Below are 19,032 nucleotides of genomic sequence, written 5' to 3'. Positions count from 1 at the left end.
CCTGCAACCCTCCCCCCACCTCGCCGAAGGAACCACCGCATGACCATCAGGGTGCTGCTCGCCGACGACCAGGCCCTGCTGCGGGCCACCTTCCGCATCCTCATCGACTCCTGCCCGGACATGGAGGTGGTCGGCGAGGCCTCCGACGGCGCCGAGGCGGTCGGCCTGACCCGGAAGCTGCGCCCGGACATCGTCCTCATGGACATCCGCATGCCCGGCACCGACGGCCTCACCGCCACCTCCGAGCTGTGTGCCGACCCGGAGCTGTCCGCCACCCGGGTCCTGATCCTCACCACGTTCGAGACCGAGGACTACGTCGCCCAGGCCCTGCGCGCCGGAGCCAGCGGCTTCCTCGGCAAGGACGTCACCGCCGACACGCTGCTGGACGGCCTGCGCACGGTGGCCTCCGGTGAGGCCCTCCTGTCGCCCGTCGCCACCCGCTCCCTCATCACCCGCTTCCTCATGGCCCCGGCTCCCGGCACCCACCTGGCACCATCGGAGCGCCTCGCCGACCTCACCGTCCGCGAACGCGAGGTGATGGCCCTGGCCGCGGAGGGCAGGTCCAACACGGAGATCGCCGAGGACCTCACCCTCAGCCCGCTGACCGTGCGCACACACATCCACCGGGCCATGACCAAGCTGCACGCCCGGGACCGCGCGCAGCTGGTCGTCATCGCGTACCAGACGGGGCTCGTACGGGCGACGCCACCGGCGTGATCCCCGCGCCGGCCGCGTTCACGGCCTGCCATAGGCCGCGACCATGATCTTCTCGGCGGTCCGGTTCATGCCCTGGCCCTTGGCGTCGGTGGAGTTGACGCTGTAGACGAGGGTGCGCGAGCCGCCGCGGGTGGAGGCGATGGCGGCGTTGTACCCCCAGCGTCCGCCCGTCTTGCCCCAGACCTCCCGCCCGCCGAGCACCTTCATGGACAGACCGGCGGAGTAGGCGGCCGGCTCCCCGGTCTCGAAGTCGGTCACCTCGGGCAGCGTGAACATCTCGTCCATCAGCGGCCCGCGCACGATCCGCCCACGGAACAGGGCCTGTGTGAACCGCTCCAGGTCGGCGGTGGTCGAGATGATGTCCCCGGCCGCCCAGCCGTCCGTCGTCCCCCACACGGAGACGTCCCGGAGCCCGGTCGTGCCGTCGTCGAGCCGCATGGTCTGGTAGCCGTGGTTGTGCGGCCCGGTGATGCGCGGGTTCGTTCCGGGGAAGTACGTGTCCCGCAGTCCCAGCGGCCCGAGTACGCGCCGGGCGACCTGATGCTCGTAGGAGTCGTGGGTGACGCGCTCGATGAGCAGGCCGGCGATCGTGTACCCGATGTTGAGGTAGTGCTGTTTCTTGCCCGGCGCGAACTCGGGTTTCTTCGACGTCGCCGAGCGGACCATGTCCTCGGGGGCGTGGACCAGGAAACGGTTCGCGTACCACTCCTCGACGGTGGTGCCGGGGAAGTCCGCCGCCGGGATGCCGTGCGTGTGGTTCAGGAGCTGCCGGACGGTGACGCCCGCGTACGACGCAGGGATCAGTTCCGGGAGGTAGGAGCGGGCGCTGCGGTCCAGGTCCAGGCGGCCCTCTTCGGCGAGTTGCAGGGCGACGGCGGCGGTGAAGACCTTGGTCACGGACCCGGCGCGGAAGCGGGCGGCGGGATCGGCGGGCCGTCCGGTCCGCAGATCGTGCACGCCCGAACTGCCCCGCCACACACCTTCCTTGCCGCCGACCCGCACGAGGGCGGCGGTGGCGTCGGCGGCGGGCAGGCCGGCGATGGCGGTTTCGAGGGCGGTGTCCGGGGACTGCGCGGCCGTCGGCATCGGCACGGCCGGGACGGAGGCGGCGGCCGGGAGCATGGACGGCCCTGCGGCGATGCCCGCGACGAGCGCGACGGCGGTCAGCAGGCTGGTACGGGTCTTCATGGCGAACTCCGGTGAGAGGGGCCGACGTTGTGCGACGCCTTCATCCTCCGGAGCGGAGCCGTCCCGCGGATCGCCCCCGCCGGTGGTCCTGCGGCATCACTTCCTCGCCGACGTGGGGGAGGACCCGGCCCGGGCCGCTCCCTCCGGCGGGGGATCCCCGGCCGCGACGAGGCCGGTCTCGTAGGCACAGATCACGGCCTGGATCCGGTCCCTGAGGCCCAGCTTCGCCAGCACGTTGCCGACATGCGTCTTCACCGTGTGGTCGCTGACCACCAGTTCCGCGGCGATCTCGGCGTTCGAAAGACCCCGGGCGAGCAGCAGCAGCGTCTCGCGCTCCCGGGCGGTCAGGACGTCCAGCCGGGGATCGGGCCGACGGGTCCGGGCGGCGGCGGGCCGGGTGTACTGCTCCACCAGGCGCCGGGCGACCGAGGGGGCGAGCAGCGAGTCGCCCCGGGCGACGACCCGCACGGCGTGCACCAGGTCGTCCCGGCGGACGTCCTTGAGCAGGAAGCCGCTCGCGCCCGCGTGCAGCGCGTCGTACACGTACTCGTCGGAGTCGAAGGTCGTCAGCATCACGGTCCGGCAGTCGCCCAGGGCGCTGATCGCGCGGCAGGCCTCTATCCCGTCCATGCGCGGCATCCTGATGTCGAGCAGCACCACATCGGGATCGTGCCGCCGCGCCGCCTCGACCGCTTCGGCCCCGTCGCCCGCCTCCGCGACGACCTCGATGTCCGGCTGCGCGTCCAGGATCATCGCGAAGCCGCTGCGCACGAGTTCCTGGTCGTCGGCGACGACGACACGGATCGTCATCGCCCCGCCCCCGCCGCGTCGGGCACGGGAAGCCGCACATGCACCTCGAACCCCCGCCCGTCCGCGCCGGGACCCGCCACCGCGCTGCCCCCGTGCGCCGCCGCCCGCTCGCGCATCCCGGCGAGCCCGTGCCCGCCCCGCCGCGACACCGCTCGCGGCCCCCTTCCGTCATCGATCACAAGAACCCTCAACTCCCTGCCTCGGTAAGACATTTGAACATGCACCGTCCGCGCGTCCGCGTGCTTGAGGGTGTTGGTCAGGGCCTCCTGGACCACCCGGAAGGCGGTGGCCCCGACGCCCTCCGGAACGGGCCGGACGTCCCCCACGGCCCGGTACGTCACGTCGAGCCCGCTCCCGCGCACCCGGTCGAGGAGGCCGGGCAGGGCGGCGAGGCCGGGCTGCGGCTCGCGCGGGGCGGCGGAACCGGGCTCGTCGGCGCCGTCCCGCAGCACGCCCAGCATGTTCCGCAACTGGGTCATGGCGTCGCGACCGGTCGCGGAGATGGCGTCGAAGGCCGCCACGGCCCGCTCGGGCGCGGCACGCACCGCCACCGGTCCGGCCTCGGCCTGCACGATCATCAGGCTCACGGCGTGCGAGAGGATGTCGTGCATCTCCCGTGCGATCCGGGCCCGTTCGCGCGCGGCCGCCTGCTCGGCCTCGACGCGGTGGGCCCGCTGCCGGGCGTCGGTCAGCCGCCCGAACACGTAGGCGGCGCCGAACACGAAGAGCGAGAAGGTCAGTTCACGGGCCGACCGGGTGTTGAGCCACACCCCCACCGGCACGGCGACCAGCAGCACGACACCGGCGACGAGCCGTCTGCGCGCCGAGGACAGCGCGGCGATCGTGTAGACGACCACGAGCCCGGTGTACGGCAACGGCTGCCCGGGCCCGTCCAGGGTGAACCTGTACAGGGCGTTCGTGGCCAGCACCGCGAACAGCACGGCGACGGGGGCGCGCCGCCGCCAGACCAGGGGTACGACGGTGAGGGTGCTCAGCCCGTAGGCGCCCCAGGTCGCCGGCGGCAGCCCGGGTGCGCGCGGCACGAGGAACGGCATGGTCATCGCGCCCTGAACCAGGAGCGCGAGGCCGATGTCGACGAGCAGGGGCCGGGCCGCCGCCAGCGCCCGGCCGCGCTCCCACCACTCCCGTATGTCCCCGCGTGTTCCCCCCACGCGACCTCACGGTAACGGGCGGGCCGGACCGAGGGGCCCGGATCACCGCTCCCGCATCACGTTCCCGCGGCCCGGAAGGTGACCTCCCGGCGGACGGCCTCGTCGATCTCTTCCACGGTGAGCAGCGGCGTCGCCCGGGTGCGGACGGTCCCGCTGGCCTTGACGGTGAGGCTGACGGCGGCCATGGAGACGCTGTCGGGGAAGTCGACGATCATCACGACGTCGTCGTCCCCGAAGGCGAAGTACATCGCCTCGACCCGCCCCCCGAGCCCGCTGACGACCTGCTCCACGGCGGCCCGGCGCCCACTGCCCCCTTCTCCGAGCAGGCCCTTGGTGCCTTCGGTGGTGTAGCCGGCCTGGATGAGGAACTTCGGCATGACTGCTTCCCTCGCTCGTCGGGTGTGCGTCATGCGTTCCCGGTGCGTCGGCGATCGCTGTGCGTGGGAGCTCGTATTCACTCGCCCGGCAGCCCTGAGGGGCAGGGGCGCAGCGGCTAGGCTTGATCCCGTGGAGCTCCTGCACCTGCGCTACTTCCTCGCCGTCGCCCAAGAGCTGAACTTCTCCACCGCGGCCCGCAAACTGCACATGGCGGCCTCCCCGTTGAGCCGGCGGATCAAGGACCTCGAGAACGAGGTAGGGCACCGGCTGTTCGACCGGGACACCCATCACGTACGGCTCACCGCGGCCGGCAACGCGCTGCTGCCGATCGCCCGCGGGGTGCTCGAACAGGTCGACTCCATCCGGTGGAGGCTGGACGAAACGGCCCGGCCGCAGCGCACCACCCTGCTGCTCGGCGTGCCCACCGGAGTCCATCCCGACCTGCGGGAACGGATGGACGCCCTGGCCGAGCGGGTCAGCGACCGGTTCGAGATCAAACGCTGGCCCGGCGGCACCGACCGGCTCGTCGACGCCGTGTGCGACGGCAGGCTCGCGCTGACCCTGGCCCGGCTCCCGGCCGGTGGCGACCCGGCGCTGGAGCAGATGCCGGTGATGTCGGAGCGGCTCGGCGCGGTCGTGCCCCGGGACCGGTTCGCGGGGCGCGAGTCCGTCGCCCTCGCGGAACTGGCGGAACTCGCCTACGCGGGCTCCCCGACGGCGGTGACGAACGCCTACTTCCGCGGCCTCGACCAGCAGCTCGCCGAACTCGGCATCAAGAAGCGCATCGAACTGGGCAGTGCCACATTCGAGGGAATCTCTGAAATAGTCTCCAGCGGTCTGGCGTTCTCCATTTCCATGCTGGACTCCAGAAGCCCGGTGCAGAATTACCGTCTCGACAATGTCACCGTCCTTCCCTTTTCCGATTTCCACCCGCGTCTGGAGACCGGGCTGGTCTGGCGCAAGGACCGGGCGTACGGCGGTGACCTGGAGGAAGTCGTGGCGGCGGCCCGCGAGATCTTCGCCGAGCCGCTCCACTCATAATCGCCATACAATCTCCACCAAAAGCGGTATGACCACTGCGGTCATACCGCTTTTCGTTATTCGGTCATGCCATTGGTTTCCATTCGGCGACTCTCCGAGCTAACTTAGTTTCCAGATACACACACATGGCGAGCGAAGGAGTGAAGAAACTGATGACGGACATCACCGACACCGTCGCCGGCCCGCTGCGGGGCGTCCGCGTGATCGACCTCTCGACCGTGGTGATGGGCCCCTACGCCGCCCAGATCCTCGGCGACCTGGGCGCCGACGTGATCAAGATCGAGTCGCCGGCCGACACCGTCCGCGTGGGCCACTACAAGACCACCCCGGGCATGACCCCGCTGAACCTCAACGTCAACCGCAACAAGCGCAGCGTCGCCCTCAACCTCAAGGACGACACCGACCGCGAGCGCGCACTGCGGCTGATCGACACGGCGGACGTGCTGATCACCAACATGCGCCCCGGCGCCCTGCACCGCCTGGGCCTGTCCTACGACGACATCGCCGCCCGCAACCCCGGCCTCGTCTACGCGCACGCCCAGGGCTTCCGCAGCGACTCGGACCGGGCCGGAAACGCCGCGTACGACGAGACCGTGCAGGCCGCCTCCGGCCTCGTCGACATCGCCGACCGGGCCCTCGGCGAGCCCGTCTACCTGCCGACCATCATCGGCGACAAGGTCTCCTCGCTGACCATCGCCTACAGCGTGCTGGCCGCCCTGCTGCACCGGAACAACACCGGCCAGGGCCAGCTCATCGAGATCCCGATGACGGACACCCTCATCGCGTTCAACCTGGTCGAGCACCTCGCGGGACACACCCACGTGCCCGAGACCGGCCCCACCGGCTTCGCGCTGTCGATGCTGAAGGGCCACAAGGCGGTGCGCACCAAGGACGGCCTGGCCTGCGTCATGCCGTACAACCCGCACAACTACCGGGACTTCTTCACCGCCGCCGGACGCCCGGACCTCGCCGAGGACCCGCGCGTGAACGGCGACGCCATCGACAGCGCCGACCACGAGGACCTGGCCGCGCTCCTGGAGACCTGCGCCCCGGCGCTGACCACCGAGGAGTGGGCCGAGGTGTGCGCCAAGCACAGCATCCCGATGGCCCCGGTGCTGGAACTCGACCGCGCCCACGACGACCCCTACGTCCGTGACGGCCACCTCCTCGACAGCGTCGAGCACCCGACCGAGGGCACGGTCCGCACCATCGGCATCCCGCTGCGCTTCTCCGCCACCCCCGGCTCGATCCGCCGTCTCGCACCGGTCGCGGGCCAGGACACCGAGGACGTCTTCGCCGAACTCGACGCCGCCACCCGCTGATTGCCACAGGAGGACAGTCATGAGCACCCCCACACCTCCCGTCGTGCGCACCGAACGCATCGGCTCCACCCTGCTGATCACCCTCGACCGCCCCGAGGCCCGCAACGCCGTGAACGCGGCGACCGCCACCGCGCTGGCCGCCGCACTCGACGAGCTGGAGGCCGACCCCGCCCTGCGGGTCGGCGTCCTGACCGGCGAGGGCGGCACGTTCAGCGCCGGCATGGACCTCAAGGCCGCGCTGCGCGGTGAGTCGCCCGAGGTCGAGGGCCGCGGATTCGGCGGCCTGACCGAGGCCCGGCCGGACAAGCCCCTCATCGCCGCCGTGGAGGGCTTCGCCATGGGCGGCGGCTTCGAACTGGCCCTGGCCTGCGACCTGATCGTCGCCGCCGAGGACGCCCGGTTCGGCCTTCCCGAGGTCAAGCGCGGCCTGATCGCCGCGGGCGGCGGCGTGATCCGGCTGCCCGAGCGCATCCCGCACCACCTCGCGATGGAGTTCCTGCTGACCGGCGATCCCGTCGACGGCCGCCGGGCCGGTGAACTGGGCCTGGCCAACCGGGTCACGGGCAAGGGGCAGGCCGTCGCCGAGGCGCTCCGGCTGGCCGAACGGGTCGCGGAGAACGCCCCGCTCGCCCTCGCGGCCGTCAAGCGCGTCGTGCGCGCCGCCGACGGAGCGTCCGACGAGGAGGCCTTCGCCTTCCAGCGCACGCAGATGAAGACCCTGATGGCCTCGGACGACGTACGCGAGGGCATGACCGCCTTCGCCGAGCGCCGCCCCGCGCAGTGGACCGGGCGGTGAGCCGGACATGAAGGCCGCAGACGTACGACAGCACGTCACCACGCCCCTCACGAGCCCGGCGTACGCGCCGATGGTCCCGCGGTTCACCGACCGCGAGTACCTCAACGTCGTCTACCGCACCGACCCCGACGCGCTGCGGGCCGTCGTCCCCGAGCCCCTGCGGATCGACGAGCCGCTGGTCCGGTTCGAGGTCATGAAGATGGGCGACGTCAGCGGCTACGGCCCCTACACCGAGGCCGGCCAGGCGATCCCCGTCGGCTTCGAGGGCGAGCGGGGCGAATACCTGCACACGATGCACCTGGACAACTTCCCGGCGACCGCCTCCGGCCGCGAGGTCTCCGCCTACCCGAAGGTCATCGGCTCCCCGTCGCTCTTCGTCGACTCCGGCGCGCTCGTCGGCACCCTCGACCACGGCAGCCTGCGGGTCGCCACCGCGACCATGGGCTACAAGCACCACGAGCTCGACCTGGCCGAGGCCGAGGCACAGATCACCGTGCCGACCTTCATGCTCAAGACGATCCCCGGCTACGACGGGCTGCCGCGCGTGCAGGAACTCGTCCGCACCCGCATCACCGACGTCACCGTCAAGGGCGCCTGGACCGGCCCCGCCCGGCTCCAGCTGTTCCAGCACGTGCTCGCCCCGCTGGCCGACCTGCCGGTGCTGGAGGTCGTCTCCGCCAGCCACATCCTCACCGACCTGACGCTGGCAGGCGTCGAGCCGGTCCACGACTACCTGAAGGGAGCCGCTTCATGACCCGCGCCTTCCGCACCGCCGCGGTGATCGGCGCCGGGACCATCGGACTGTCCTGGGCGACACTGTTCGCCGCGCACGGCCTGACCGTCCGGGTGACCGACCCGCGCCCCGACCTCGCCGAGGCCGTGGACGACGCCCTGGCCACCTACGCCCCGCATCTGGCCGCCCGCGGCCTGGACGTCACCGGCCTCGCCGACCGGGTGCACCTCGCCGCCGACGTCACCGAGGCCGTCCGGGACGCCGACGTCGTCCAGGAGAACGGCCCCGAGCGGGCCGGGTTCAAGAAGGACCTGTTCGCCGGCCTCGCCCGTGAGGCACCCGCACACGCCCTGCTGCTCAGCTCCTCCTCGGCGATCCCGTCGACCGCGTTCACCGGGGAGCTGTCCGACGAGGACGCCGCCCGGGTCCTGATCGGCCACCCCTTCAACCCGCCGCACCTGGTCCCGCTCGTCGAGGTCGTCCCCGGCGAACGCACCGGCGAGGACGCCGTGCTGGACGCGGTGGACTTCTACACCTCGGTCGGCCGCACCCCGGTCGTCGAGCGCAAGGAGATCCCCGGCTTCGTCGGCAACCGCCTGCAGAACGCCCTCAGCCGGGAGGCCGCGTACCTCGTCCAGGAGGGTGTGGTGACCCCCGAGGACCTCGACCAGGTCGTGATCAACTCACTGGGCCTGCGCTGGGCCACGGTCGGACCGTTCCTCGGCGCGCACCTGGGCGGCGGACCCGGCGGCTACCGGCACCTGGTCGAGCACATCGGCAAGTCGATGCGGCAGACGGGCGCGGGCCTCGGCACCGCGCCGCAGAACGAGGAACAGAACAAGGGACAAGAGGAAGCACAGGAACGGCTCATCGAAGCCGTGGAAAAGGCCTACGGCTCCTCCACGTACTCGGAACTCACCGAGACGCGCGACCGCAGGCAACTCGCTGTCCTGGCCGCCCTGGACAGCGCGGACAAGGAGGAGAACTGAGATGACCACCACCATGGAACCGCTCGAGGACCAGCTGACCGCCGACTTCTACACCTACGAGGCGCTGCTGCCGGACGACGAGCGCAAGCTCCTCCTCAAGGCCCGCGCCCTCATGCGTGACGAGGTCAAGCCGCTGGTGAACGAGAACTGGGCCAAGGACCGGTTCCCGAAGGAGCTCATCACCCTCTTCCGCGAGAGCGGCCTCGCCGGCCTGCCCTACGAGGGTTACGGCGAGCACCGGCCCGCCGTCAGCAACCTGCTCAGCGGCACGATGGCCATGGAGATGGCCCGCACCGACGCCTCGGTGTCCACCTTCTTCGGCGTCCACAACGGCCTGGCGATGTACTCCATCATGTCCGGCGGAGACCAGGAGCAGCGCGACCGCTGGCTCCCGGAGATGGCCGCCATGGACAAGATCGGCGCGTTCGCCATGACCGAGCCGCTCGGCGGCTCCGACGTCGCGGGCGGCATGCGCACCACCGCCAAGCGCGAGGGCGACACCTGGGTCCTGAACGGCGCCAAGAAGTGGATCGGCAACGCCACCTTCGCCGACTACGTCGTGGTGTGGGCGCGGGACGTCGACGACAACCACGTCAAGGGCTTCGTCGTCGAGAAGGGCACGCCCGGCTTCGACCCGGTGAAGATCGAGGGCAAGATCGCCTTCCGGATCGTCGAGAACGCCGAGATCACCCTGACCGACGTCCGCGTCCCGGAGGCCAACCGCCTGCAGAACATCAATTCCTTCCGGGACGTCGCCGAGATCCTGCGCGCGACCCGCGCGGGAGTGGCCTGGCAGGCGCTCGGTGTCATGATCGGCGCCTACGAACTGGCCCTGGACTACGCCCGGGAGCGCCGCCAGTTCGGCCGCCCGATCGGCGGCTTCCAGCTGGTGCAGGACCTGCTGGTCAAGAGCCTCGGCAACGTCACCGCCTCCTGGGGCATGATGGTGCAGCTCGCCCGGCTGCAGGACGCGGGCATCTTCCGCGACGAACACTCCTCCCTGGCCAAGGCGTTCGTCACCTCCCGGATGCGGGAGGTCGTGGCCTGGAGCCGTGAGATCTTCGGCGGCAACGGCATCCTGCTGGACCACGACATCGCCCGCTTCTTCGCCGACGCCGAGGCGATCTACTCCTTCGAGGGCACCCGCGAGATGAACACCCTGATCGTCGGCAAGTCGATCACGGGCCGGAGCGCCTTCGTCTGAGCACCACCAGACGAACCAACCCCGGGTTTTGACCCGGGGTTTCGTCATGCCCGGCCGGCTTCGGTGCGCTGGGCGGGCGGCGGGCCCGCCAACGCGTCGAGTTCGGCGGTGAAGAGCAGGGCCGGATCGAAGCCCATCCCCGTGAAGTGGCCCGCCAGTTCCAGGGACAGGACGCCGTGCAGGCGGGTCCAGAAGGCCAGGGCCCGGTGCAGGGCACCGAGGTCTTCGCCGCCCTCCAGCGCGGAGAGGTCACCGCCCGGGTCGCCGCGCAGCTGCCGCTCACCCGGGTCGCCGAGGCCCTGCGGCTGGCCGAGTCCGGCACGGTCGCCGGGAAGGTCGTCCTCGTCCCGTAGCGGGCCCGCCCCTCCAGCAGCCGACCGACCCACCCACCGGAAGGACCACCATGCCCGGCGACGGCACGCCGACCGCATGCGACCCTCGGCCCCTGCCCCGTCCCCGTATGCGCGCGGCAGCGGTGGCACTCGCCCTCGCCGGTGTCCTCGCCGCCACGGCCCCCACCGCCCAGGCAGCCGCCCACGGCGGGGCCGGCGAGACCCGCTGCGGCGGACGCGGCGTCGACTCGCCCTCATCCGCTACGAGTCCGACATCCTGATCAAGGCACCGCTGCGCACGGTCTGGAAGCTGCAGACGGACGTCGAGCGCCGGCCCTCCTGGCAGCCGCCGGTCACCTCGGTCCAACGCCTCATCGACGAGGGCGTCCACCTGTGGACCTTCCGGAAGGTCCGGGGCGGGGTGCGCGTGCACACCGAGGAGACCTGGACCGGCGACCAGGTCGAAGCGGACGTCCCGACCGCGACCGAGGCCCTCGGACAGGGACTCGAAGCGTGGCTGCGCGACCTGAAGGCCACCGCCGAAGCGCGCTCCGGCGGCCGGCCTCACTGAGAGACGAGCTTCTCGAAGAAGAACTCGTGCTTGAGAAACGACGTGGCGTGCTCCGCCCCCGGATACGGCGGCACGAGCGGGGCCGCCTGAAAGAGCCGCCAGCCGTCCTCCAGGGCGCCGACCCCCGTCTCGTACGGGGGTTCGTCGCTGTCGCCGGTCGTCGGGCGGGTCGAGCCGGTGCCGTCGTAGCGGGCCCAGCCGACGACCCGGGAGTCGAGGGCGGAGTTGTCGAGGTAGAGGACGAGGACCTGCTGCCGGGTGATGCTCATGCGGTGCTCCTCTGCGCGGCGGGTGCGGGGGGCGCGGGGGGCGCGGTGGACGCGCCGGGCCGGTTGGCGATGCGGGTGGCCCAGTGCTCGATGTCGAAGCCGGGGTCGGCGGTCATGGAGCGCCACAGCAGGACCCGGTTGTGGATCTCCAGCCGGCCGGTGGCCTGCTCGTACCAGGGGAAGAAACGCCCCAACTCCTCGCGCACGGCCGGGGAGCCGAGGTCCCGCGTGTCCCACAGCCGCACCTGCGGCACCGTCGGGTTGAAGCGGATCTTGTACATGTGGCGGACGGTGTCGCTGTCGTTGCGCCGCCCGCCGTGCCAGATGCCGTGGTGCAGCAGGAGCACGGTCCCGGCCGGGCAGGTCAGCCGGGTCTGGCCGCGCAGGTTCTGGTAGCGCCCGGTGTCGGACTCGTTGATGCGGCGCAGATGACTGCCCGGGACGACGAGCGTGCCGCCCATGTCGGCGGTCACCTCCTGCGGGTAGTACATGAGTTGCACGTCGAACGCGTCGGGCCGCACATCGATGAGGGCGTCGGCGTGCAACGCCTGCGCACTGCCCTCCAGGGGCATGCGGGTGTGGACGAAGTGGTGGTCGATGTCCGGATCGGGCCCCACCAGGCTCTCCAACGCGCCCGCCACGACCGGGAGTCGGAGGAGCCTGCGGGTGAAGGAACTCTCGGGGAAGGCCGTCGGCACCGGAGTGCCGTACGGCACGGCGGGCAGCGTTCCGGCGGCGAAGAGCCCGAGCGCCTCCTCGTTCATCTCCCGGGGCACGACGCCGTCCAGGCGCAGGAAACCGTGGGCCGTGAACCGCGCCACCTCGACGGAGCTCAGCAGCTGTTTGGTGGTTGACATGACGCAACCGTAGAAGCGTGAGGGCATGCCGTCGTGGGGCGTAATCGACAACCACTGGTAATTTTTCACCATGCCGACTCTCGTGGAACTGCCCCTCGATCTGCCGCCGGACCTGGTGCACGCGGGCGTGGGCGTGCACGGCTCGGCCGGCCCGCACGAGGTCTTCCGCCTTCCGCACCTGTGGCAGCTCCACCTCTACGGCTACTCCGGCACCCTGGAGTTCGACGGCGCCCGGCACCCGATCCGCCCCGGCCACCTCAGCCTCGTACCACCCGGCACGGAGGTGCACTTCCACTACGACGCCCCGCGCTGCGAGCACCTGTACGCCCACTTCCGGCTGCCGGGCGACGGGGAGCGCCGTCGCCTGCCGGCGATGCAGGACGCCGGCGCGGAGGCGGCGGTGCTGAGCGCCCTGCTGCGCCAGATGATCGCGGCGAGTGCCCAGTCCCCGGCCCGGGCCTCCGCGGAACTGTGGACGGTGCTGTGGCGCACGACCGGCCTGGCCGAGGCGGCCGCATCGCCCTCCGCGGCCCGGCACCCGGCGCTGCGGGCGGCCATGGCCCATATCGAGGAGCACCTGGCCGACCCGCTGACCGTGCCCGGGATCGCCCGGGCCGCGGGGGTGTCGCACACGCACCTGACGCGGCTGTTCCGCGAGGACACCGGGCACACGGTCGTCGGTTACGTCCGGCGCCGCCGCATGGAGCGCGCCCGCCACCTGCTCATCGCGTCGACGCTGGCGATCCCGGCCGTCGCGGCCACGGTCGGCATCCCCGACCTCCAGGCCTTCAACAAGACCTGCCGCAAGGAACTCGGCGCGTCACCGCGGGCCGTGCGGCGGGCGGCGGGGGCGTGAGGGGCGGCCGTTGATGGCCGTCCTCGGCCTGACCCTCCTCGTCGCCGGGCTCGCCCAGCAGCTGCACGTCTCCGCCGCCGTCGGCGCGTTCCTGGTCGGCATTGCCCTGTCCGGCGAGGTCGCCGAGGGCGCCACGCAGCCTCCTCACGCCGCTGCGGGACCTGACGCCCAAGACGACCGCGGCCGCCCGCCCTTGAGCCGGGAGCGGTTGTCCGGATCGGCTGTTCTCCGGAGGAGGCCTTTCCGGCACTCTGACGAGCACCCCGGGAGCCGGCAGCGGCAGCCGGGGGAGAATTCCGTCCAAGAGGACCGGAAGGAAGCGCCAGCATGATCGAGTGGAAGCCCCTGGGCACCGGAGCCCGACCCGTACCCCAGCCCGTGGCCACACCGCTGGTCTGGGCCGGGGCCGGGGGCGGCGCACTGGCGCTGGTGGCGCTTCTCAACACCGCGGTGGGGCCGGACCGGCCCGAACTGGCCCTGCCCGCACTGTCCGTGCTGGCCGCCCTGCTGGGCCTGTGCGCACGCTTCACGGCCGCTCCCGGCACGGCCGTGCTGTGCTGGCTGTTCCTCAACGGCTTCGCCATACCGCCCGCGGGTGTCCTCACCTGGGCCGGCCACCGTGACACCACCTGGCTGGCCTGCCTGCTCACCGCCGCCCTCGCCGGCACGGGCCTGGCCCGTCTCGCGCACGCCCGCGCCGCCTACCGCCGCCTGGTTCCGGGACACGCCCGCTCCGACCCCGCGGCGGGCGACGGACCGTACGATTCCTGACGCCGGGCCGGCGACCGAAGGGGGTCTGGACGTGGCGCGGTACTCGTCAACGGCGGGGGAGCAGCCGGTACGCGGCGGCGCCGGCCCTGCGCGAGCCCGCCGGCCCCGGCGCCCCGCCCCGGCGACGAGCACCGCCTGACCTTCCCCGCTCTCCTATACGTCACCGTTTCAGGCAGTGATGAGAAGGCCGCAAGAGGATTGCCGCACGGTGAGTCACCGGTCAGAATGGTGACGTGAGTCTCGACCATGTCTTCGTCTGCGGGAACCCGGCGCTCGACTTCGCCGCCACGCTCCGAGCACGCCGTTCGGCGCGCTTCGAGATGTTCGTGACGCCGGACCGCCTGACCGCGTGGTACGTGGAGTCCGGCCTGGTCGACGCCGTCTCGCCCGGCCAGGAGGCCGACGTCGAGCGGGCGAGGGCCGTACGGGAAGCGGTGTACCGGCTGGTCACCGCCCGCCGGCTCGGGGAGGAGTACGACGGGGCGGCGCTGACCGTGGTGAACAAGGCGGCCCGTACGCCGCCCGCCGTGCCCCAGCTCACCCCGTCGGGACGCTGGACGCAGGCGACGCCGGACGAGGCCCTCTCCATGGTGGCGCGGCACGCCGTCGAGCTCCTGAGCGGCCCGGACGTGCCCCTGCTCAAGGAGTGCGGAAACCCGGAGTGCACGCGGACCTACATCGACCGCTCGCGGGGCATGCGGCGGCAGTGGTGCGGGATGGACTCCTGCGGCAACAAGATCAAGGCAGCCGCGTACCGCGCCCGCAAGAAGACCACTGCGGCCCACTGATCCGGCGGCCCGGCGCCGACCGGTCCGCCGCACGCCCCACGTCGGTCCGGACGGCCGTCAGCCGCCCACGTACCAGCTGAAGCCGCCGTTGCTGCTGGCGATGGCCAGGAGGACGAGCCACAGGACCACGTCGACGATGCCGAGGATGATGCCGGCCTTCGCCATGCCTGCGCCGTTCTTGACCGATGCCTGGCGGCGGGCGACCGCACCGAAAATGATGGCCAGCGGGCCGAGGACGATGTTCAGGAAGAACAGGCCGATGATGCCGCAGCACAGGCTCGCGATCGCCAGGCCGTTGGTGCGCGAACCGGAGGACGCGGCAGAGGAACCACCGTAACTCGCCATGGAAAACTCCCAGTTGTCGATGGCGCGGACCTGAAGGGCCGCACTCTCCTCACTTTTTCGTCTTGTTTTGTTCGAATGCCCCTCTGGGGCGTTCCCATGACAACCAATTCGGCGGAGACTGCCGTCAGTTCTCCCGTACCAGCCCGGCGACGTGCGCGGTGACCGTGTCGAGGATGCCCGTCCAGGCCGAGTCGTCGCCCAGCACCAGGTAGTTGAGCGTCAGTCCGTCGGTCATGGCGGCCAGGTAACGGGCCAGGACCGGCACGGGCACGCGCAGGCGCAGCCCCATGGCCTGCCGCAGCTGGTCGATGAGTTCGGTGTACGCCTCGGCGTACAGCTCGTACTGACGACGTGCCAGGTGTTCGAAACCGGGCTGGCGCAGGGCGTACTGGGTGAGCTCGTAGGTGAGCATGTGCTCGTCGGGGTGGGCGCGGACGTGGTCCCAGTACGCCTGGAAACCGGCCCGGACGGTCTCCTCCAGGGTGGCTCTGGGGCGTATGGCCTCCTTCACCACCGTCACGTAGTGCCCGGTGATGGTGGTGATGACGGACTCGATCAGCTGCTGCTTGGAGTCGAAGCAGTAGTGGAAGACGCTCAGCGAGACGCCCGCCTCGGCGGCGATGGACCGGGTCGTCGTCCTGGGGACGCCGTCCCGGGCCATCGCCCTGATCGCCGCTTCGGTGAGCTGTCGCCGCCGCTCGGCGGACGGCAACCGTGCCATGGAGCCCCTCTCGTGGGGGTCAGCGGCTGTGGACGCCGACTTCGTGGAGGGAGTAGCCCCAGCCGGTGCCCCGCTCCTGGCCGTGGACACGGACGTACCGGGCCGCTGTGCCATCGAACCGCGCGGTGTCCAGCCCGCCGTCACCGGCGGTCGTGGACCAGGCGGTCCGCCACCTCGTGCCGTCGGTGGACAGCTCGATCCGGTACGACTTCGCGTACGCGCGCTCCCAGTCGAGGGTGACCCGCCCCACGGTCTGCGGGGAGCCGAGGTCGATCTGCAGCCACTGGTCGTCGCTCCAGTCGCTGGCCCAGCGGGTGCCGCGGTCGCCGTCGACGGCCCGGTGCGGCTTGTAGCTCGTGAACAGGCTCCACTCCGAGGAGCTGGCCGAAGCGGCGGAGCCGGCCGCGAGGTTGGGACCCGCCTCGTGGTTCTCGGAGGCCGCCCAGGTGTCGAGGTAGGACTCGGCGCCCCGGAACAGGTCGTCGACGGTGTCCTGGCCGCCGACCCGGCGGATGTCCTCGATCCAGTCCGGGACGAGGCCGTAGTGGGCGGCGCCGTCGGTGTTCAGGTCCCAGGTGCGTTCACCGGTGGTCTGCCGGTCGATGACGGCGCCCCCGTCGACGCTCTTGAACGGGTAGGTGACCTTGTTCGGCGCGTCCGCCCCGCGCGGTCCCGGCCAGCCTCCGACGCCGTTCATGTCGGTGCCGTAGCCGTAGCCCACGCCGTACTTGTCGCGCAGGGACTCGGTGCGCTTCGCCTCCGCGACGAAGCCCTCGGAGCCGTGCATGTACTGGGCGATGAAGCCGCCGAGGCCATAGACCCGCTCGGTCCAGTCCATGTCCATCCAGCTGTGCGAGGAGAGCACGCCGGGGTAGGACTCGGACTCGAAGAGGTCGAGCACCCGGCCGGTGGCCTTGACGCTCATGTGGTCGATCTCCAGCATCATGCCGCGCTTCATCATGCCGCGGACGGCGTACTCGCCGAGGTCGGTGAGCCCCCGCACGTTGCACTGCGCGTCGGCGCTGTACGAGGGAACCTCCTCGCCCGCCGGGAGCTTCTTCTCGGCCGCGGGCGCCGCCGCGTTGCCGATGGGGTTGTCGTGCTGCGGGCCCTTGCACGTCTCGGTCTTCCAGTACGTGCCGGTCGACAGGAACTGCCCGACGTTGATGGCCGTCCCGAGCGTGCCCGAGTCGAACCGGACCCCGCACAGGGCGTTGTCGAACTTGTGGCACAGGAACATGCTGCGCACGCCCAGCGCGTGGAGCTCGTCGAGCCCCTTGTCGATGTCGGCCTTGCTGCACTGAGCGATGTCGAGGACCTGCTTGCAGCCGAAGGGCTCGGAGGTCTCGACGCCCATGACGACGGCCAGCTTGCCCTGCTCGATGACCTCGCGGGCCTGCGCGCTGTCGGTGACGACCCGGAACCAGCCCTTGCCGGGCCCGCCGTACATCTTGTCGACGAAGGCCTGCATGTCGTACGTCAGTTTGGCCTGCAGCCGGATGGACGTCATCTCGTCGCAGGGGCGGTCCTTGAAGAAGTACACCGAGCAGATCACGCCGTTGGTGACGAGGTCGTTGACCAGCACCCGCTGGCCGCCGCGCCAGGCCCGCTCGACCCAGGCGTAGTAGTTCTGCTGGTGGGTCAGCGAGTCGTGCCGCGGCCAGTCCTTGAAGGTGGGCCAGCCGTCCGGGTCGTGCTTGCCGTCGCCGCCGTTGGTGATGAAGTCGAAGATCGCGAGCGAGCCGTCGGGGTAGTGCTCGGGGCAGTCCTTGAGCGCATCGGCCACGCCCTGCTCGGAGAACGCCTTTCCGCAGATCAGGCGGCCGCCGAAGGCCTCGTTGGAGAAGATGTGGTCGTGCGCGTCGACGAACCCGCGCACCTCGCCCTCGGCGTTCGTGCCGGTGAACGGCTCACCCGTGACGTTGATCCGGGAGTCCGGCGCGGGTCGTGCGGTGGGCTCCCACCAGTCGTTGCCGGCCGCCGCACTCGGTGTGGGGCCGAGCGCGATCGACAGCACGAGCAGGAGGAGCGACACCACGGTGACGTTCTTGCGTCTGCGGTACGGGCGTCCGGAACCGGTCACAGCCCACGTCCCTCGGTCGGCGGATCAGCGAGGCCCTCTTGTCATGACCTCGCAAAGTGTGCGACGAGAATCGCCACTCCCGCTTGACGAGTCAAGGGTCCGGGACGGTTGACCTGATGAGGGGGCAGTCCACCCCGGGAGGGATCCCGCGTCGGACGGGCCCCCGCATCGGGCGGCGCCACGACAAACCCCAGGTCGCCGACCTGGGGTGGAAGGAGCGGGTGAGGGCCCCGCTTGAGGCTTCGGGGATCAGCTCGGACCGGCATCGGAACCGCCGGAGGCCTTCTGCGCCGCACGGCGGTACTCGGCGTTGATGCGCTGGGCTTCCTCGAGCTGGTCCTCGAGGATGACGATGCGGCAGGCGGCCTCGATCGGCGTTCCCCGGTCGACGAGCTCGCGGGCGCGCGCGGCGATCCTCAGCTGGTAGCGGGAGTAGCGGCGGTGCCCGCCCTCCGAGCGCAGCGGAGTGATCAGACGGGCCTCACCGATGGCCCGCAGGAAGCCGGGGGTGGTGCCGAGCATCTCTGCGGCCCGGCCCATGGTGTAGGCCGGGTAGTCGTCGTCGTCCAGACGATCGCTGAGCGGGGTATCTGCTGGCATGTCACCTCGTAGTACAACGCGTCGAGGGGCCCTGGTGCCGTACGGCACCAGGGCCCCGAAGGAAATTGAACACCATCTGTCGGCCCTCATGCGGTGCCGACCTTCTGTTTCCGCTACCCGGCCCGGCTGCGGGAGGGGTGCGGGGATCGCGGCTGCGTGACCGGGGACCACCATCCAATCCGGGGTCTTGCGGTACCCGGACCGAGAGCTTCCCGGGCCGGGCGATCCTGATGGCGTCTGCTCCTCCGTCCTTCCTCGGGTCTTGTCTGTCGATGTCTACGAGAAGAACGTTAACCACGATGCGGAGCAATGTCTACTCTGACAAAGACAGATTTTGGAGTTCGGCGGTTGCAGGCATCCTGTGGCGTCCGGTCGCGTGGCGACACGGCAGTGAGGGCCCTGCCCGCAGGGCAGCAGGGCGTAGTCGTCGAGGACGTAGGGCAGCACGGCGTACGACACCTTCAGCACGTCGAACTCGCCGCGCTCGGC

General features: G+C 71.1%; 22 protein-coding genes and 3 pseudogenes. 13 read left to right on the top strand and 12 right to left on the bottom strand.

Annotated elements, in window-relative coordinates; translation table 11 throughout:
• Nucleotides 1-39: 39 nt before the first annotated feature.
• Entirely contained in the window at nt 40-717 is a 678-nt protein-coding gene (locus ABT116_RS27400) for a response regulator transcription factor (RefSeq protein ID WP_351639090.1), read from the top strand.
• 18 nt (nt 718-735) lie between these two features.
• Here the strand turns inward: ABT116_RS27400 and ABT116_RS27395 are convergent, their stop codons facing one another.
• The 4 genes from ABT116_RS27395 to ABT116_RS27380 all read right to left on the bottom strand — a co-directional run bounded on the left by ABT116_RS27395 (nt 736) and on the right by ABT116_RS27380 (nt 4,264).
• On the bottom strand, nt 736-1,905 hold the full coding sequence (locus ABT116_RS27395) for a serine hydrolase domain-containing protein (RefSeq protein WP_351639087.1): 1,170 nt from the start codon (nt 1,903-1,905) through the stop codon (nt 736-738).
• 96 nt (nt 1,906-2,001) lie between these two features.
• The gene (locus ABT116_RS27390; RefSeq protein ID WP_351639084.1) at nt 2,002-2,715 is read right to left on the bottom strand and encodes a response regulator; all 714 of its coding nucleotides are present in this window, start codon (nt 2,713-2,715) and stop codon (nt 2,002-2,004) included.
• Nucleotides 2,712-3,887, bottom strand: a complete 1,176-nt coding sequence (locus ABT116_RS27385; protein WP_351639081.1) for a sensor histidine kinase — start codon at nt 3,885-3,887, stop codon at nt 2,712-2,714. Before ABT116_RS27385 ends, ABT116_RS27390 begins: the two co-directional genes overlap by 4 nt.
• 56 nt (nt 3,888-3,943) lie before the next feature.
• Complete coding sequence (locus ABT116_RS27380; protein ID WP_351639078.1) at nt 3,944-4,264, bottom strand: GYD domain-containing protein; 321 nt, start codon at nt 4,262-4,264, stop codon at nt 3,944-3,946.
• A gap of 130 nt (nt 4,265-4,394) precedes the next feature.
• Between ABT116_RS27380 and ABT116_RS27375 the strand changes: the two genes are divergently transcribed.
• The 6 genes from ABT116_RS27375 to ABT116_RS27350 all read left to right on the top strand — a co-directional run bounded on the left by ABT116_RS27375 (nt 4,395) and on the right by ABT116_RS27350 (nt 10,350).
• Nucleotides 4,395-5,306 carry a LysR family transcriptional regulator gene (locus ABT116_RS27375; protein ID WP_351639075.1) on the top strand — a complete coding sequence of 304 codons (912 nt, stop codon included), beginning with the start codon at nt 4,395-4,397 and terminating at the stop codon, nt 5,304-5,306.
• Nucleotides 5,307-5,458: 152 nt separating this feature from the next.
• Nucleotides 5,459-6,628: a CaiB/BaiF CoA transferase family protein gene (locus ABT116_RS27370; protein ID WP_351639070.1), complete on the top strand. Its 1,170-nt coding sequence runs from the start codon at nt 5,459-5,461 to the stop codon at nt 6,626-6,628.
• Nucleotides 6,629-6,647: 19 nt separating this feature from the next.
• Entirely contained in the window at nt 6,648-7,424 is a 777-nt protein-coding gene (locus ABT116_RS27365; RefSeq protein WP_351639064.1) for a crotonase/enoyl-CoA hydratase family protein, read from the top strand.
• A gap of 7 nt (nt 7,425-7,431) precedes the next feature.
• A complete protein-coding gene (locus ABT116_RS27360; RefSeq protein WP_351639058.1) occupies nt 7,432-8,178 on the top strand; it encodes an acetoacetate decarboxylase in 747 nt (248 codons plus the stop codon).
• Entirely contained in the window at nt 8,175-9,146 is a 972-nt protein-coding gene (locus ABT116_RS27355) for a 3-hydroxyacyl-CoA dehydrogenase NAD-binding domain-containing protein (protein ID WP_351639052.1), read from the top strand. Before ABT116_RS27360 ends, ABT116_RS27355 begins: the two co-directional genes overlap by 4 nt.
• A 1-nt stretch (nt 9,147) precedes the next feature.
• A complete protein-coding gene (locus ABT116_RS27350) occupies nt 9,148-10,350 on the top strand; it encodes an acyl-CoA dehydrogenase family protein (protein WP_351639046.1) in 1,203 nt (400 codons plus the stop codon).
• Nucleotides 10,351-10,394: 44 nt separating this feature from the next.
• Here ABT116_RS27350 and ABT116_RS27345 read toward each other — a convergent pair.
• A pseudogene (locus tag ABT116_RS27345) lies at nt 10,395-10,565 on the bottom strand (TetR-like C-terminal domain-containing protein); the annotation flags it as partial.
• Between ABT116_RS27345 and ABT116_RS27340 the strand changes: the two are divergent.
• Complete coding sequence (locus tag ABT116_RS27340) at nt 10,497-10,703, top strand: zinc-binding dehydrogenase (RefSeq protein WP_502983952.1); 207 nt, start codon at nt 10,497-10,499, stop codon at nt 10,701-10,703. The pseudogene ABT116_RS27345 and the gene ABT116_RS27340 overlap by 69 nt on opposite strands.
• A 76-nt stretch (nt 10,704-10,779) precedes the next feature.
• A complete protein-coding gene (locus ABT116_RS27335; protein ID WP_502983951.1) occupies nt 10,780-11,253 on the top strand; it encodes an SRPBCC family protein in 474 nt (157 codons plus the stop codon).
• On the opposite strand, the gene ABT116_RS27330 is transcribed toward ABT116_RS27335, so the two are convergent.
• Both ABT116_RS27330 and ABT116_RS27325 read right to left on the bottom strand, forming a co-directional pair.
• On the bottom strand, nt 11,247-11,522 hold the full coding sequence (locus ABT116_RS27330) for a hypothetical protein (RefSeq protein WP_351639041.1): 276 nt from the start codon (nt 11,520-11,522) through the stop codon (nt 11,247-11,249). The genes ABT116_RS27335 and ABT116_RS27330 overlap by 7 nt on opposite strands.
• Nucleotides 11,519-12,379 carry a phytanoyl-CoA dioxygenase family protein gene (locus ABT116_RS27325; RefSeq protein ID WP_351639036.1) on the bottom strand — a complete coding sequence of 287 codons (861 nt, stop codon included), beginning with the start codon at nt 12,377-12,379 and terminating at the stop codon, nt 11,519-11,521. The genes ABT116_RS27330 and ABT116_RS27325 overlap by 4 nt, the downstream gene beginning before the upstream one ends.
• Before the next feature lie 70 nt (nt 12,380-12,449).
• Between ABT116_RS27325 and ABT116_RS27320 the strand changes: the two genes are divergently transcribed.
• The 4 genes and pseudogenes from ABT116_RS27320 (at nt 12,450) to ABT116_RS27305 (ending at nt 14,794) form a co-directional block, all read left to right on the top strand.
• The gene (locus tag ABT116_RS27320) at nt 12,450-13,235 is read left to right on the top strand and encodes an AraC family transcriptional regulator (RefSeq protein ID WP_351639030.1); all 786 of its coding nucleotides are present in this window, start codon (nt 12,450-12,452) and stop codon (nt 13,233-13,235) included.
• A gap of 10 nt (nt 13,236-13,245) precedes the next feature.
• A pseudogene (locus tag ABT116_RS27315) lies at nt 13,246-13,399 on the top strand (cation:proton antiporter); the annotation flags it as partial.
• Between the two features lie 163 nt (nt 13,400-13,562).
• Entirely contained in the window at nt 13,563-14,006 is a 444-nt protein-coding gene (locus ABT116_RS27310; RefSeq protein ID WP_351639025.1) for a hypothetical protein, read from the top strand.
• Nucleotides 14,007-14,239: 233 nt separating this feature from the next.
• The gene (locus ABT116_RS27305) at nt 14,240-14,794 is read left to right on the top strand and encodes a CGNR zinc finger domain-containing protein (RefSeq protein ID WP_351639019.1); all 555 of its coding nucleotides are present in this window, start codon (nt 14,240-14,242) and stop codon (nt 14,792-14,794) included.
• Nucleotides 14,795-14,851: 57 nt separating this feature from the next.
• Here the strand turns inward: ABT116_RS27305 and ABT116_RS27300 are convergent, their stop codons facing one another.
• The 5 genes and pseudogenes from ABT116_RS27300 to ABT116_RS27280 all read right to left on the bottom strand — a co-directional run.
• Nucleotides 14,852-15,139, bottom strand: a complete 288-nt coding sequence (locus ABT116_RS27300; protein WP_142161610.1) for a DUF4190 domain-containing protein — start codon at nt 15,137-15,139, stop codon at nt 14,852-14,854.
• Nucleotides 15,140-15,263: 124 nt separating this feature from the next.
• Nucleotides 15,264-15,860 carry a TetR/AcrR family transcriptional regulator gene (locus ABT116_RS27295; protein WP_351639013.1) on the bottom strand — a complete coding sequence of 199 codons (597 nt, stop codon included), beginning with the start codon at nt 15,858-15,860 and terminating at the stop codon, nt 15,264-15,266.
• 19 nt (nt 15,861-15,879) lie between these two features.
• Nucleotides 15,880-17,943, bottom strand: coding sequence for a discoidin domain-containing protein (locus ABT116_RS27290; RefSeq protein WP_351639011.1), 2,064 nt, complete (start codon nt 17,941-17,943; stop codon nt 15,880-15,882).
• A 249-nt stretch (nt 17,944-18,192) separates the two neighbouring features.
• Nucleotides 18,193-18,543 carry a helix-turn-helix domain-containing protein gene (locus ABT116_RS27285; protein ID WP_351639008.1) on the bottom strand — a complete coding sequence of 117 codons (351 nt, stop codon included), beginning with the start codon at nt 18,541-18,543 and terminating at the stop codon, nt 18,193-18,195.
• A gap of 402 nt (nt 18,544-18,945) precedes the next feature.
• Nucleotides 18,946-19,032, bottom strand: a pseudogene (locus tag ABT116_RS27280) (1,4-dihydroxy-6-naphthoate synthase); the annotation flags it as partial.

The sequence above is a fragment of the Streptomyces sp. NPDC002130 genome (genome assembly GCF_040296465.1).
Lineage (GTDB): Bacteria > Actinomycetota > Actinomycetes > Streptomycetales > Streptomycetaceae > Streptomyces.
This window is presented reverse-complemented; position numbering and strand designations above follow the sequence as displayed.

Excerpts from the sequence above, each read along its gene's own strand:
- ABT116_RS27400 (WP_351639090.1), top strand. The coding sequence starts at position 40 with ATGACCATCAGGGTGCTGCTCGCCGACGACCAGGCCCTGCTGCGGGCC.
- ABT116_RS27395 (WP_351639087.1), bottom strand. The coding sequence starts at position 1,905 with ATGAAGACCCGTACCAGCCTGCTGACCGCCGTCGCGCTCGTCGCGGGC.
- ABT116_RS27390 (WP_351639084.1), bottom strand. The coding sequence starts at position 2,715 with ATGACGATCCGTGTCGTCGTCGCCGACGACCAGGAACTCGTGCGCAGC.
- ABT116_RS27380 (WP_351639078.1), bottom strand. The coding sequence starts at position 4,264 with ATGCCGAAGTTCCTCATCCAGGCCGGCTACACCACCGAAGGCACCAAG.
- ABT116_RS27370 (WP_351639070.1), top strand. The coding sequence starts at position 5,459 with ATGACGGACATCACCGACACCGTCGCCGGCCCGCTGCGGGGCGTCCGC.
- ABT116_RS27365 (WP_351639064.1), top strand. The coding sequence starts at position 6,648 with ATGAGCACCCCCACACCTCCCGTCGTGCGCACCGAACGCATCGGCTCC.
- ABT116_RS27360 (WP_351639058.1), top strand. The coding sequence starts at position 7,432 with ATGAAGGCCGCAGACGTACGACAGCACGTCACCACGCCCCTCACGAGC.
- ABT116_RS27355 (WP_351639052.1), top strand. The coding sequence starts at position 8,175 with ATGACCCGCGCCTTCCGCACCGCCGCGGTGATCGGCGCCGGGACCATC.
- ABT116_RS27350 (WP_351639046.1), top strand. The coding sequence starts at position 9,148 with ATGACCACCACCATGGAACCGCTCGAGGACCAGCTGACCGCCGACTTC.
- ABT116_RS27335 (WP_502983951.1), top strand. The coding sequence starts at position 10,780 with ATGCGACCCTCGGCCCCTGCCCCGTCCCCGTATGCGCGCGGCAGCGGT.
- ABT116_RS27330 (WP_351639041.1), bottom strand. The coding sequence starts at position 11,522 with ATGAGCATCACCCGGCAGCAGGTCCTCGTCCTCTACCTCGACAACTCC.
- ABT116_RS27325 (WP_351639036.1), bottom strand. The coding sequence starts at position 12,379 with ATGTCAACCACCAAACAGCTGCTGAGCTCCGTCGAGGTGGCGCGGTTC.
- ABT116_RS27320 (WP_351639030.1), top strand. The coding sequence starts at position 12,450 with ATGCCGACTCTCGTGGAACTGCCCCTCGATCTGCCGCCGGACCTGGTG.
- ABT116_RS27310 (WP_351639025.1), top strand. The coding sequence starts at position 13,563 with ATGATCGAGTGGAAGCCCCTGGGCACCGGAGCCCGACCCGTACCCCAG.
- ABT116_RS27300 (WP_142161610.1), bottom strand. The coding sequence starts at position 15,139 with ATGGCGAGTTACGGTGGTTCCTCTGCCGCGTCCTCCGGTTCGCGCACC.
- ABT116_RS27295 (WP_351639013.1), bottom strand. The coding sequence starts at position 15,860 with ATGGCACGGTTGCCGTCCGCCGAGCGGCGGCGACAGCTCACCGAAGCG.
- ABT116_RS27285 (WP_351639008.1), bottom strand. The coding sequence starts at position 18,543 with ATGCCAGCAGATACCCCGCTCAGCGATCGTCTGGACGACGACGACTAC.